Raw genomic sequence first — 13,806 nt, 5'->3', positions numbered from 1 at the left:
ATCTCTTGGCTGTTGAAGTCCAGGAAGCAAGCTGTTTGGAATGCTGAAAGAGTTTAAGGATACTAAAAAAGAAGGTTTAGTTTTTCCGACGGGAAAATATATCAGCCCCGCTAGGTTTTTTTGCAAAAAATACATCCTTTCCAGAGTCAGCCTGAGGAACGAAGGGTCTCGGAACCATACAAACATTGAAAGTAATGGCGTTCAGGTTATCTATCTTCGATGGAAGATGACAATGATGTTTTGGGCCATTTACGTACAGATTCTTCACTAATCGTTCAGAATTGGAAAAGAGTTGGGGAGAGATTCAGAGCGCAGCTAAGAATCTATTGTTGTATTTTTTTTAGAATCGTTGTCATCGTGAGCACAGCGAACGAATTATTTTATTTCTTCAAGACAAATTGCAGAAAAATATTTCACCCCCTCTGGGGGTTTCCCTTCAAAATCAATAAGGTGTATTATATAGGTTTCCAAACATATTATCCAAAAATGGAACCATGAAAAATGGCATCTAAAAAAAGAAACCCCAGGATGTTGTGAAATATCTGTTGGATTCCGGCTTGTTGTCCATTTAAACCCCAGGATGGGGTGAAATATTTGTAGAATTCCGATTTGTGTTTCAATATTATCCCAACCGTATATTTGCCAGAAACCAATCAAAAAAAAATCCCGACCTTTCGATCGGGATAATCAATTATATTTAATCAACCACTTTATCAACGATGGCAATCGCTTTGTCTAAATCTTCTTTGTTCACCGTCAGGTGCGGTCTGAATCGAATGCTCTTTTCACCACAGCCTAAGATCAACATGTTTTCAGCCATCGCTTCAGAAACAAACTTATCTCTTGCCTCTGGCGTCGGAAGGTCGAAAGCAACCAACAATCCTTTTCCGCGAACATTGCTGATGGAAGGGTGTTTTTCAGCCAGTTCCATCAATTTTACCTGAAGATACTCACCTAACGACTCCGCTTTATTGACCAGACCTTCTTTTTCAATGATCTCCAAGATCAATTTGAACCGGATCATGTCAACCAAGTTGCCTCCAAAAGTAGAATTGATCCGGCTAGACTCTTGGAAAACATTCTTTTCAACACGGTCAAACTTCTCTTTGTTGGCCAAGATCCCACAGACCTGTGTTTTCTTTCCGAAGGAAATTACATCTGGAACAATTCCGTAATGTTGGTAACACCACATTTTCCCGGTCATGGCAATTCCTGTCTGAACCTCATCCAAGATCAAGATGATATCGTTCTTGTCACAGATCTCTCTCAGTTTCACAAAGAATTCCTTACGGAAATGGTTGTCCCCGCCTTCAGCTTGGATAGGCTCCAAGATCAAGCAGGCGATATCATTCGGATTATTGGCGATAGCGGCTTCGATCTCCTGAACAGCTTGTTTTTCCAACTCAACGGTCGCAGCAACCGACTCCTCCGTTAATGGGAAGGTCAATTTCGGATTGCTGATCCTTGGCCAATTGAATTTTGGGAAGTACATGTATTTCCTAGGGTCCTTGGTATTAGTCAACGAAAGTGTATAACCGGTCCTGCCATGGAATGCCTGTTTGAAATGAATGACCTGACTCGCTTCCTGGTCGATGCCATTGGCTAGGTTCAGCCTGGTTTTCCAGTCGAATGCGGCTTTTAAGGCGTTTTCAACCGCCAGACCACCGCCATCGATAAAGAAACAATAGCTTAGTTCCTTTGGAATCCCTACGCGTTCAAAGACATCCATGAAATCCGCATACTCATCGGGATAGATATCCGACAGCGCTAATTTATTGATGGAAACCTTTTCCAACTGTTTTTCATTTGCCAGGATATAAGGATGGTTATAGCCTACAGGCGATGATGCGAACATGCTGAACATGTCCAGATATTCCTTGCCGTCGATGTCTACAATGTATGAACCGTGGGATTTCTCAAGGTCCATGACAACCGGAAGGCCATCTGCCAAGATATGTTTTGCTAATCTTTTATGTGTTTCTCTTATCATAATCGTTTATAATCTAATTTTTATAGATCAAATTTAATTCCCTGTGCCAATGGTAGGCTAGTGGTATAATTGATGGTATTTGTTTGTCTGCGCATATATACTTTCCATGCATCTGAACCAGATTCACGGCCGCCACCTGTGTCTTTCTCTCCCCCGAAAGCTCCACCGATCTCAGCGCCTGATGTGCCGATGTTGACATTGGCAATACCGCAATCCGAGCCATTCTGGCTTAAGAACAGTTCTGCCTCACGCAAGCTATTGGTCATGATAGCCGATGAAAGGCCTTGCTTAACGCCATTTTGCAATGCAATGGCCGCATCTACTTCACCGCTGTATTTTATTAAATAAAGGATTGGGGCAAAGGTTTCATGTTGCACGATTTCATAATGGTTCTCCACCTCAGCAATTACCGGAGTCACATAACAACCGCTTTCATAGCCCTTACCTTCCAGTACTTCACCCTTGGTCAACAACTTTCCGCCTTCCGCTTTTATTTTTTTCAAAGCATCAAGGTACATGTTCACCGCTGCGGTATCGATCAAAGGTCCCATGTGGTTGTTGCTGTCCAATGGATCTCCGATTTTTATCTGCTTATAGGCATCTACCAATGACTTTTTCACCTTGTCATAGATGCTTTCGTGGATGATCAATCGACGGGTACTTGTACAACGTTGCCCAGCAGTACCTACGGCTCCAAATACGGCTCCTATAATGGTCATTTTCAGATCTGCACTTGGACTGACGATAATCGCATTGTTACCCCCTAGTTCCAATAGAGATTTGCCCAAGCGTTTGGCAACAACCGTGGCAACCTCTTTCCCCATACGGGTAGAGCCTGTAGCAGATACCAAAGGAATGCGTTCGTCTTCTGAAATCCATTTTCCTACTTCGGCATCACCGACGATAATAGAAGAGATCCCTTCCGGTAACTTATTTGCTTTCAATATATCGGCTATGATATGCTGGCAGGCTACTGCGCACAATGGTGTTTTCTCACTTGACTTCCATACTACCACGTCTCCACAAACTAGGGCCAAGGCAGCATTCCATGACCAGACCGCTACCGGAAAATTGAAAGCGGTGATGATACCCACGATCCCTAAAGGATGATATTGGTCGTACATGCGGTGACCTGGTCTTTCTGAATGGATGGTATTTCCATATAATTGTCTGGATAGGCCCACTGCAAAATCACAGATATCGATCATCTCCTGAACCTCACCCATTCCTTCTTGGTAGGATTTCCCCATTTCATAGGAAACCAGCTTGCCTAGGACAGGTTTCAGCTCGCGAAGTTTCTCTCCTAATTGACGGACAATCTCGCCACGCTTTGGTGCTGGGATATCGCGCCAAACCAATTTCGCCTTCTCTGCCTCTTGTATTACTTTTTCGTATTCTTTCCTGGTCGTACTCTTTATCTTAGCAATCAATTTGCCATTGGTAGGTGAATAAGATTCAATCAACTCACCCTGAGCAAACCATTTGCTCCCTGTCGATGTACCTAGGTTTTCAGCCTCGATCCCAAGTGTTTTTAATTCTTTTGATGTCATAATATGGTTTATATTATTCGAAATTTCTATAAATATAGCGAATATATTTTGTTGTCAACTGAATTTGGTCGAATTTATTTTGTAATTTGGACATAAGATAATGGGCCGTAGACTATGTCTGGTGCGATTTGTAGATGTTATTCACAATTGTTTGTTGTAATGGTGATTTTAGTCATTTTTCAAACAGGTTATTTGCGATAGATTCGAAAAGCATTAGGACTTTTTAGCACAGGCTATTTAAGGTCTGCCTATTAGCTAATGTCTATAAATCTAAATTACCCATGGACTACTACCAAATTGAAGAGTTTTTGACCCCTGAGCAGATCCTTGTTCGGGATGCCATCCGTGAATTTGTAAAATTCGAGATCCTACCGGTCATCGATCAATATGCCCAGGAACATAAGGAAATTCCGGGCTTGATGAAAAAATTAGGTGCTATTGGTGCACTCGGTCCATTTATTCCTGAAGAGTATGGTGGGGTAGGACTGGACTATATGTCCTATGGATTGATTATGCAGGAACTGGAGTTTGGTGACTCGGCCATTCGGTCTGCTGCTTCGGTGCAATCCTCCTTAGTGATGTTCCCGATCTATAAGTTCGGTTCGGAAGAACAGAAACATAGGTTCTTGCCTCGTTTGGCAACGGGAGAACTCATCGGCGCATTTGGCCTTACCGAACCTAACCATGGCTCTGACCCTGGAAGTATGGAGACCAAGTTGCTAAAGGACGGGGAGGGGTACCGCTTGTCTGGTTCCAAAATGTGGATCACCAATGCGCCAATCTGTGATATCGCCGTGGTATGGGCACGCGATGAGGACAAAAAGATCCGTGGGGTGATCGTTGAAAGGGACTTTGAAGGATTCAGTACACCTGAAACCCTGAATAAATGGTCGCTACGGGCCTCAAAAACAGGTGAACTGGTCTTTGATCAGGTTTTTATTCCGCAAGATAATGTCCTTCCCGAAGTCAGTTCCATGAAAGGCCCATTGTCCTGCCTAAATTCTGCACGGTATGGTATTTCTTGGGGAGCCATCGGTGCTGCTGTGGATTGTTATCAGACGGCATTGCAATATGCCAAGGAACGCAAGCAATTTGGGAAGCCCATTGCTTCTTTTCAACTGCAGCAAAAGAAATTGGCAGAGATGGTCACGGAGATTACCAAGGCACAATTGCTGTCCTGGCGGTTAGGGCAGTTGAAGATTGAGGACCGTGCAACACCTGCACAGATTTCCATGGCCAAACGCAACAATGTGAATATGGCCTTGCAGGTGGCCCGTGAAGCCAGGCAGATATTAGGCGCTATGGGTATTGTCGGCGATTATCCGATCATGCGCCATATGATGAACCTGGAATCGGTCATTACCTATGAAGGTACCCACGATGTACATCTGTTGATTACCGGAAATGACATCACGGGCATCAATGCTTTTTAACTACCTATTATAAGGATAGTCCTGCACCCAGCGGAAAGTCCGGGTCTTCAGGTCAATGTTCTCCATGTCTATCTTCTCCAAAAAGATAGATGTGGAATCCTTGCTGTCCGTTTCCATGAGTATCAATCCATCTTCCTTTAGTCGGTATTTCAGGTCCAGCGAAGGTTCATTGTATTTCCCTACGATTCTAAATTCCTTACTGTCTTTTGTGGGGATAAGCTGATAGTATATCAGGTCCATACTTTCATCCCGAACCGTTAAGCTGTTTTCATTAGTGAATATTAAGTAGTGCCAATGGTCAGGCATGTTTATTTTCTTTCGGTTCAGATGTTCCTTAAAGGGTATATAATATGCGCCGTACAGTTCGCTTTTTTTACCCTGGAGTTGAGCGATGTACTTTCTGGTTGAATGGGTCCTTGGAATCAGGGAGGCGACTGTCAATATTATGAACAGGTATTTTATGGAGATAAATGCAATTCGTTTCCAGCGTTTGCTGAAGGTGGGCTGCGGCGGTCTGCTGAGCTGGACCGGTTCCTGTTTGATCAATAGCATATAGAACCTTTTGATATTTGGCGCCAACAGAAAAAGACAGAACAGAACCAGGGCCGTGGAAACCATCTTGACGGGTACATCATAGAAATAATTTGTAGCCATTACGTTTATGCTGACCCCCAGCATGATCAATGCGCCCAAGGTGGTCGTCTTTCGGAACAACAGCAAGACGCCTAACATTTCGGCAATACCTATAAATATATTGTAGGCGGGCGAAGCTCCATAAAAGGTCCATGCCAATCCCATCGGTGAAAACTTATATAGGGGTTCAGTCAGTCTGATGAGATCTGGGACTGGAAATTGCTGAGAGAAAACTTTGACGAATCCGTACATCAACATGGTAATAGCAATGTAATACCTGATCAGCACCGTGAGCCAATAGTATAATCTTGGGTAGACCTTATTTTTCCGATCGATGAGTGTCCATATAATACATCCTATAATAGATACTATGCTGATCAATAATAGGAGAAGCCATTGCAAGGTGGTGTCTCCGCTTCCACTCCTAAAGGGCATGTTCCCATCGAACTTCACAAACCCAGAAGCCAGGAATTTTAGGAGGTCAGTTAAGACTGGAGTGAGAATGCGCTCCAAGAAGAGTAAGAAAAAGAAGCTGTTGTTGTTTATCAATATGATAAAGAGGGTTATTAATATAAAGCAAAACCTAAATAGGATGGGGTTTTTGGGGAATACTTCAATCGGCTGTTTCTGGTTAGTCTGCTCCATAAGGAATTTATTGGTTTCTTAAATATAGGAAATTATGAGTGGCGGCACCTTTGTTGCTGTATTATTTAAGTGTTTTTAACGAATGTGGGTCATGGCCTGTGGTCTGTTTTGATTCAAAATTGAGGTGTTTTTTTGTGGCTCTCCTTCGGGACTCGTTCGGGGCATGTTCGGGAATGGTCCGGAGAGAACAGGTAGACCGGCCGGAGCGTACCCGGGGACGCACAGGGGATTTGGTCGCTTGCTTTGCGAATTTTCGGAATGTGGGTCGAATGAGGTCAGGCCGAAAGGGGAGGATGTTGGACCGGAATTCCCTTCCTGTCCTGGTCCATCCTCGTATCCTCTCCATCCTGGTCCTTTCCATGTTCTTGGTCCATCCTCCAATCCCTTTAATCCTGGTTCAGCCCCGTCTTTTGGAAAAATTATCTGGCAATGCTACAGCGAGTTAGCTGGCGGCCGTAAAAATACTTTGGCCTCCCCCTTGGAAGTGAACGTATTTTGTCCCTATCTTTGCACCACTCCGCAAGGGAGGGACGGCCACACGGCCACTGAAACACGGGAAGGAAAAGGGAAGCAGAGCTGCACTGGTGCAGGCCATGCCGACCACCGAAAAAAGGGCCACGAAAATTATTTTAAAAAAGATTTTGCGGTTTCGAAAAAGGTTCCTACCTTTGCAGTCCCAACCAAGGGAAACAGCGAGGGACGCGATGTCCGGAGCGAAATAAAATGACAGATTGCGACCTTCCGATGCGGAAGGGAAACAACATAAAAAAGCCGAAGCGAGATGCCCAGGCGCGATAAGTTCTTTAAATGATCATGTAGCGCAGCGACCCGTACGAGAGTACGGTAGCTGAACAAGAAAAGATTTAAGAAATCAATTTATTCAGGTATCCCGGAGCGGGAGGAAAACATTTAACAAGACAACAATTCTATTTTATAAATAGTCTTGGTCTTACACTTCATTTTACAATGGAGAGTTTGATCCTGGCTCAGGATGAACGCTAGCGGCAGGCCTAATACATGCAAGTCGGACGGGATCCATCGGTAGCTTGCTACCGATGGTGAGAGTGGCGCACGGGTGCGTAACGCGTGAGCAACCTGCCCATATCAGGGGGATAGCCCGGAGAAATCCGGATTAACACCGCATGACACTGCAACCCGGCATCGGGAGGCAGTTAAATATTCATAGGATATGGATGGGCTCGCGTGACATTAGCTAGTTGGTGGGGTAACGGCCCACCAAGGCGACGATGTCTAGGGGCTCTGAGAGGAGAATCCCCCACACTGGTACTGAGACACGGACCAGACTCCTACGGGAGGCAGCAGTAAGGAATATTGGTCAATGGGGGCAACCCTGAACCAGCCATGCCGCGTGCAGGACGACTGCCCTATGGGTTGTAAACTGCTTTTGTTAGGGAATAAACCCCACTACGTGTAGTGGGCTGAATGTACCTAAAGAATAAGGATCGGCTAACTCCGTGCCAGCAGCCGCGGTAATACGGAGGATCCGAGCGTTATCCGGATTTATTGGGTTTAAAGGGTGCGTAGGCGGCACTTTAAGTCAGGGGTGAAAGACGGCAGCTCAACTGTCGCAGTGCCCTTGATACTGAAGTGCTTGAATGCGGTTGAAGACGGCGGAATGAGACAAGTAGCGGTGAAATGCATAGATATGTCTCAGAACACCGATTGCGAAGGCAGCTGTCTAAGCCGTTATTGACGCTGATGCACGAAAGCGTGGGGATCGAACAGGATTAGATACCCTGGTAGTCCACGCCCTAAACGATGATGACTCGATGTTTGCGATATACCGTAAGCGTCCAAGCGAAAGCGTTAAGTCATCCACCTGGGGAGTACGCCCGCAAGGGTGAAACTCAAAGGAATTGACGGGGGCCCGCACAAGCGGAGGAGCATGTGGTTTAATTCGATGATACGCGAGGAACCTTACCCGGGCTTGAAAGTTACTGAAGGATGCAGAGACGCATCCGTCCCTCGGGACAGGAAACTAGGTGCTGCATGGCTGTCGTCAGCTCGTGCCGTGAGGTGTTGGGTTAAGTCCCGCAACGAGCGCAACCCCTATGTTTAGTTGCCAGCACGTCAAGGTGGGGACTCTAAACAGACTGCCTGCGCAAGCAGAGAGGAAGGCGGGGACGACGTCAAGTCATCATGGCCCTTACGTCCGGGGCTACACACGTGCTACAATGGATGGTACAGCGGGCAGCTACACAGCAATGTGATGCCAATCTCGAAAAGCCATTCACAGTTCGGATCGGGGTCTGCAACTCGACCCCGTGAAGTTGGATTCGCTAGTAATCGCGTATCAGCAATGACGCGGTGAATACGTTCCCGGGCCTTGTACACACCGCCCGTCAAGCCATGAAAGCTGGGGGTACCTAAAGCATGTAACCGCAAGGAGCGTGTTAGGGTAAAACCGGTAATTGGGGCTAAGTCGTAACAAGGTAGCCGTACCGGAAGGTGCGGCTGGAATACCTCCTTTCTAGAGCCCGCTCCGGGGGAGCTGCGCCACATACATGATCTATACAGAAAAAAAGACATTCAGAAGAAAGTGCCCACCCTGTGGGGAGTATTTAGTAGTGAGTATTTAGTATCTAGAACCTAGATAGTGACGATCTGCAAAAAGCTTCCGACAAACGGTGACACCGAGAGATGAGAGAGATAAGCTAGTCCCGTAGCTCAGTTGGTTAGAGCACTACACTGATAATGTAGGGGTCAGCAGTTCAAATCTGCTCGGGACTACCATCACACGGGGGATTAGCTCAGCTGGCTAGAGCACCTGCCTTGCACGCAGGGGGTCAACGGTTCGAATCCGTTATTCTCCACGTTTCTGAGCGCAGTGTAAAGGAAATGTACGGCCGTCACGGTCTAGATACTAAGTACTTAATACTAACTGCTCGGATAAAGAGTTCTTTGACATATTGGAAGAAAAGAGATTAACAAGAGAAGACAACAGAGGCTCCATGCGCAAGCATGGGACCAAAAGCAACCTACCACTTAGCAAAAGGGGTGGTAGCGTGAAGAAAGTAAACAAGGGCACACGGGGGATGCCTAGGCTCTCAGAGGCGATGAAGGACGTGATAAGCTGCGATAAGCCACGGGGATCGGCAAATGCGAATCGATCCGTGGATTTCCGAATGGGGCAACCCGGCATGTTGAAGACATGCCATCAATTGAGGCGAACGCGCTGAACTGAAACATCTAAGTAGGCGTAGGAGGAGAAAATAACAATGATTTCCCAAGTAGTGGCGAGCGAACGGGAAAGAGCCCAAACCGGTCATGTCACGGCATGGCCGGGGTTGTAGGACCACGATATTGTACTGTGCTATGAACTGGAAGCAGGTGGGAAACTGCGCGATAAGGGTGAGAGCCCCGTACAGGCAAAGAATACAGGCATAGTGGTATCCTGAGTACCGCGGGACCGGAGAAATCCTGTGGGAATCCGCCAGCACCATCTGGCAAGGCTAAATACTCCTGAGAGACCGATAGTGGACCAGTACCGTGAGGGAAAGGTGAAAAGAACCCCGAACAGGGGAGTGAAAAGAACCTGAAACCGTGTGCTTACAAGCGGTCGGAGCGGAGCGATTCCGTGACGGCGTGCCTTTTGCATAATGAGCCTACGAGTTACTCTTGTCCGGCAAGGTTAATGGCTTAAGGCCAGGAGCCGAAGCGAAAGCGAGTCTGAACAGGGCGCACAGTCGGACGAGGTAGACGCGAAACCTTGTGATCTACCCTTGGGCAGGTTGAAGGTGCGGTAACACGTACTGGAGGACCGAACCGATAAACGTTGAAAAGTTTCCGGATGACCTGAGGGTAGGGGTGAAAGGCCAATCAAACTGGGAAATAGCTCGTACTCCCCGAAATGTTTTTAGGAACAGCGTCGGCATGGAGTCTAGCAGAGGTAGAGCTACCGATTGGGTGCGGGGGAGTCAAATCCTACCAAATCCAGACGAACTCCGAATGCTGCTAGATATGGCCGGCAGTGAGGCTTTGGGTGCTAAGGTCCAAGGCCGAGAGGGAAAGAACCCAGACCATCAGCTAAGGTCCCCAAATCCGTTCTAAGTTGAACTAACGAGGTCCGGTTGCCCAGACAGCTAGGATGTTGGCTTGGAAGCAGCCATTCATTTAAAGAGTGCGTAACAGCTCACTAGTCGAGCGGCCGGGCGTGGATAATAAACGGGCATCAAGAACGGTACCGAAGCTATGGATTGCAATTTATTGCACTGGTAGGGGAGCATTCCATCGGGGGCGAATCCGCAGGGCGACCTGTGGTGGACCTGATGGAAAAGCAAATGTAGGCATAAGTAACGATAAGGCGGGTGAGAAACCCGCCCACCGAAAGACCAAGGTTTCCTGATCAACGCTAATCGGATCAGGGTCAGTCGGGACCTAAGGCGCATCCGAAGGGAGGCAGCCGATGGCCAACGGGTTAATATTCCCGTACTGTTGATGACTGCGATGTGGTGACGGAGTAGTGACACTGCCGCGAACTGACGGAATAGTTCGTTGAAGGGCAAAGGTATTGGACCGGTAGGCAAATCCGCCGGTACAGCCGAAGCCCGATAGTACAGCAAACCCTCGGGGGCGCTGATAGCGCAGGTAAGCAGACTTCCAAGAAAACCCGCTAAGCTCCAGGTCATCAAGACCCGTACCGCAAACCGACACAGGTGGTCGAGGAGAGGATCCTAAGGTGCTCGAGTGAATCATGGCTAAGGAACTCGGCAAAATGGCCCTGTAACTTCGGGAGAAGGGGCGCTTCCTCCAGCGATGGAGAAGCCGCAGTGAAAAGGCCCAGGCGACTGTTTAGCAAAAACATATGGCTTTGCGAAATCGAAAGATGAGGTATAAGGCCTGACACCTGCCCGGTGCTGGAAGGTTAAGAGGGGATGTCATCCGCAAGGAGAAGCATTGAATCGAAGCCCCAGTAAACGGCGGCCGTAACTATAACGGTCCTAAGGTAGCGAAATTCCTTGTCGGGTAAGTTCCGACCTGCACGAATGGTGTAACGATCTGGGCGCTGTCTCAGCCATGAGCTCGGTGAAATTGTGGTATCGGTGAAGACGCCGGTTACCCGCAACGGGACGGAAAGACCCCATGAACCTTCACTATAGCTTAACATTGAAATTGGGTACAGGATGTGTAGGATAGGCGGGAGTAGTCGAAGCGGTTTCGCCAGGAATCGCGGATACGCCCTTGAAATACCGCCCTTTCTGTATTCGGTTTCTAATCCCGATAAATCGGGAGACATTGTTTGGTGGGTAGTTTGACTGGGGTGGTCGCCTCCAAAAAGGTAACGGAGGCTTTCAAAGGTAAGCTCAGTACGCTTGGTAACCGTACGTGGAGTGCAATGGCATAAGCTTGCTTGACTGTGAGACCTACAAGTCGACCAGGGTCGAAAGACGGACATAGTGATCCGGTGGTTCTGTATGGAAGGGCCATCGCTCAAAGGATAAAAGGTACTCTGGGGATAACAGGCTGATCTCCCCCAAGAGCTCATATCGACGGGGAGGTTTGGCACCTCGATGTCGGCTCGTCACATCCTGGGGCTGGAGAAGGTCCCAAGGGTTGGGCTGTTCGCCCATTAAAGTGGCACGCGAGCTGGGTTCAGAACGTCGCGAGACAGTTCGGTCCCTATCTGTTGTGGGCGCTGGAAGTTTGAGTGGATCTGACCTTAGTACGAGAGGACCGGGTTGGACGGACCGCTGGTGAACCTGTTATGCCGCCAGGTGTACGGCAGGGTAGCTACGTCCGGGATAGATAAGCGCTGAAAGCATCTAAGTGCGAAACTAGCCACGAGATGAGACTTCCTCACAAGGGTCGTCGGAGATTACGACGTCGATAGGCCACAGGTGTAAAGGTTGAGAGACCAAAGCCGAGTGGTACTAATAGCCCGAAGCTTTCCAATGCGGATAGACCTGTTGTCCTCTCTCTTTTTCTGATCTTTTCTTCCAATAACATGTCAATGTACCGTCCCCTAGATGAGGGGCATGTACAAAAAGGTATTCAGGTGCCTATATCGGCGGTGTCCACCTCTTCCCATTCCGAACAGAGAAGTTAAGCCCGCCAGAGCCGATGGTATTGCCGTAACAGGTGGGAGAGTAGGTCGGTGCCTAATTTTATACGGGAGCCCGCTGTCAGCAGACAGCGGGCTTTCTGTTTTTAGGGGCAATTGGTAATAAGGTATGCCGGTAGGGACGCGGATCCGTTCCGTCGCCATATTGTCCATCCTGCTCCTGGAATATCCTCCCATCCCATTAATCCTGGTCCGTTCCCAGTTCTTGGTCCATCCTCTCATCCATTTAATCCTGGTTCAAACCCATCCTTTTCCATCTCAAACCAAACCATTCTCTCATCTTTTTTAGCTCCTTCTTCTTTGTTCAATAGTTAAATAAATATCTTCCCTATATAATATACATAGAATTCAGGCAGCTTCTGCTTAAATTAAAAGTTGACTCCGTTATTGCTGAACCGTTTTTTTAAATCTAGCTCAAGTTCAGCTTGCAGATTGGTCCAATAATTCTATAAATTTATTGAAATTCAATCGATGATTCTTAAATTTAACCTTAGACTTAAGTTTAAACATTTATTTTATGTAATTATTTGCTTATTTTTACTAATGGTTTGCTAAATTATTTCACTTATCCCTATTGAAAAATATTATCTCTTATTTTTATAAATTAATTAATCCATAAAAAATATTCCTACTTTTACATATAGTTTCTTTCTGATTTTGCGTACAAATTGTATATTTATAAGGAAAGATAATAAGTTGTTAATATTGATTTGCCCAAAAATCAATTTAGTGGATTTAAGTTAATACATATGCAGAGCATTAAATTAGGAATAATTGACGATAGCGTCTTTTGTCGTACTTTGACAAAATTTCAGCTCTTGAACATAAATTCAGTTCACTTTGATTTTGTAATCGAGGCAGAATCCATATTGGACTTTCAAGCTAAGGCTTCCTCAGCAGATATTCCTGAGGTAATCCTCTTGGATATCATGATGCCGGATATTGATGGTATTTCAGGTATCCCAATGATCAGGGCTCTTTATCCCAACGTACATATCCTTATGCTTTCCGATGTTGACAATCCGGCAATAGTCCGAAAGAGCCTTCTTGCAGGTGCGAATGCCTTTGTGAAAAAAGGAACGAAAGCCGTGGATATGATGAATATCATCATCGATGTCATCAATGGCTCCTCCTATGTCAGTCCAGAGCTTACTAAATCTCTATTTTTTGGTATTCAACAACCTCCTCAATCGAGAAGAAAATTATCTAAACGTGAATTGAACATTGTACATCGCTTGTTAGAGGGATTTAGTTTGGATAATATTGCAAAAACCTTCGAAATCACTGTGGACAAGTTATGGCAATTGATCAATGTTATCCTTAAAAAGCTCAATATTGTAGGCTCTGTGCAGGTTCCTTCTGTATAGCAATCCTTAGTTCATCCTCTGCTAATAATAGTATAATAACAATATTACACTATCCTATTCCTTTTTTTTCTATTTTTCAGTTTTATAAAACGTGAAAACGATAAGT

General features: G+C 46.3%; 5 protein-coding genes, 2 tRNA genes and 3 rRNA genes. 7 read left to right on the top strand and 3 right to left on the bottom strand.

Annotated elements, in window-relative coordinates; genetic code table 11:
* Positions 1-697 precede the first annotated feature (697 nt).
* Positions 698-1,990: an L-lysine 6-transaminase gene (lat, locus tag NMK93_RS16660; RefSeq protein ID WP_254529095.1), complete on the bottom strand. Its 1,293-nt coding sequence runs from the start codon at positions 1,988-1,990 to the stop codon at positions 698-700.
* Positions 1,991-2,010: 20 nt separating this feature from the next.
* Positions 2,011-3,540, bottom strand: a complete 1,530-nt coding sequence (locus tag NMK93_RS16655) for an aldehyde dehydrogenase family protein (RefSeq protein ID WP_254529096.1) — start codon at positions 3,538-3,540, stop codon at positions 2,011-2,013.
* Between the two features lie 281 nt (positions 3,541-3,821).
* On the opposite strand from NMK93_RS16655, the gene NMK93_RS16650 reads away from it, so the two are divergent.
* Entirely contained in the window at positions 3,822-4,973 is a 1,152-nt protein-coding gene (locus tag NMK93_RS16650; protein WP_254529097.1) for an acyl-CoA dehydrogenase family protein, read from the top strand.
* On the opposite strand, the gene NMK93_RS16645 is transcribed toward NMK93_RS16650, so the two are convergent.
* Positions 4,974-6,251 carry a hypothetical protein gene (locus NMK93_RS16645; RefSeq protein WP_254529098.1) on the bottom strand — a complete coding sequence of 426 codons (1,278 nt, stop codon included), beginning with the start codon at positions 6,249-6,251 and terminating at the stop codon, positions 4,974-4,976. It lies immediately after the preceding gene.
* 963 nt (positions 6,252-7,214) lie between these two features.
* On the opposite strand from NMK93_RS16645, the gene NMK93_RS16640 reads away from it, so the two are divergent.
* The 6 genes from NMK93_RS16640 (at position 7,215) to NMK93_RS16615 (ending at position 13,700) form a co-directional block, all read left to right on the top strand.
* Positions 7,215-8,742 (top strand): 16S ribosomal RNA (locus tag NMK93_RS16640).
* Between the two features lie 186 nt (positions 8,743-8,928).
* Positions 8,929-9,005, top strand: a tRNA-Ile gene (locus NMK93_RS16635).
* A gap of 6 nt (positions 9,006-9,011) precedes the next feature.
* Positions 9,012-9,085: transfer RNA gene (locus NMK93_RS16630), tRNA-Ala, on the top strand.
* A gap of 195 nt (positions 9,086-9,280) precedes the next feature.
* Positions 9,281-12,165 (top strand): 23S ribosomal RNA (locus NMK93_RS16625).
* A 98-nt stretch (positions 12,166-12,263) separates the two neighbouring features.
* Positions 12,264-12,375, top strand: a 5S ribosomal RNA gene (gene rrf, locus NMK93_RS16620).
* Together the 16S, 23S and 5S rRNA genes with 2 tRNA genes alongside form the textbook arrangement of a ribosomal RNA operon.
* Before the next feature lie 707 nt (positions 12,376-13,082).
* A complete protein-coding gene (locus NMK93_RS16615) occupies positions 13,083-13,700 on the top strand; it encodes a response regulator transcription factor (protein ID WP_302328343.1) in 618 nt (205 codons plus the stop codon).
* The last annotated feature ends 106 nt before the right edge of the window (positions 13,701-13,806 follow it).

This window comes from Sphingobacterium sp. LZ7M1 (assembly GCF_024296865.1).
GTDB lineage: Bacteria > Bacteroidota > Bacteroidia > Sphingobacteriales > Sphingobacteriaceae > Sphingobacterium.
The sequence above is the reverse complement of the archived record's forward strand: the minus strand, read 5'-3'. Positions and strand labels throughout refer to the sequence as shown.

What these genes read in the sequence shown, in the direction of transcription:
- lat (WP_254529095.1), bottom strand. Translation starts at nt 1,990, where the DNA reads ATGATAAGAGAAACACATAAAAGATTAGCAAAACATATCTTGGCAGAT.
- NMK93_RS16655 (WP_254529096.1), bottom strand. Translation starts at nt 3,540, where the DNA reads ATGACATCAAAAGAATTAAAAACACTTGGGATCGAGGCTGAAAACCTA.
- NMK93_RS16650 (WP_254529097.1), top strand. Translation starts at nt 3,822, where the DNA reads ATGGACTACTACCAAATTGAAGAGTTTTTGACCCCTGAGCAGATCCTT.
- NMK93_RS16645 (WP_254529098.1), bottom strand. Translation starts at nt 6,251, where the DNA reads ATGGAGCAGACTAACCAGAAACAGCCGATTGAAGTATTCCCCAAAAAC.
- NMK93_RS16615 (WP_302328343.1), top strand. Translation starts at nt 13,083, where the DNA reads ATGCAGAGCATTAAATTAGGAATAATTGACGATAGCGTCTTTTGTCGT.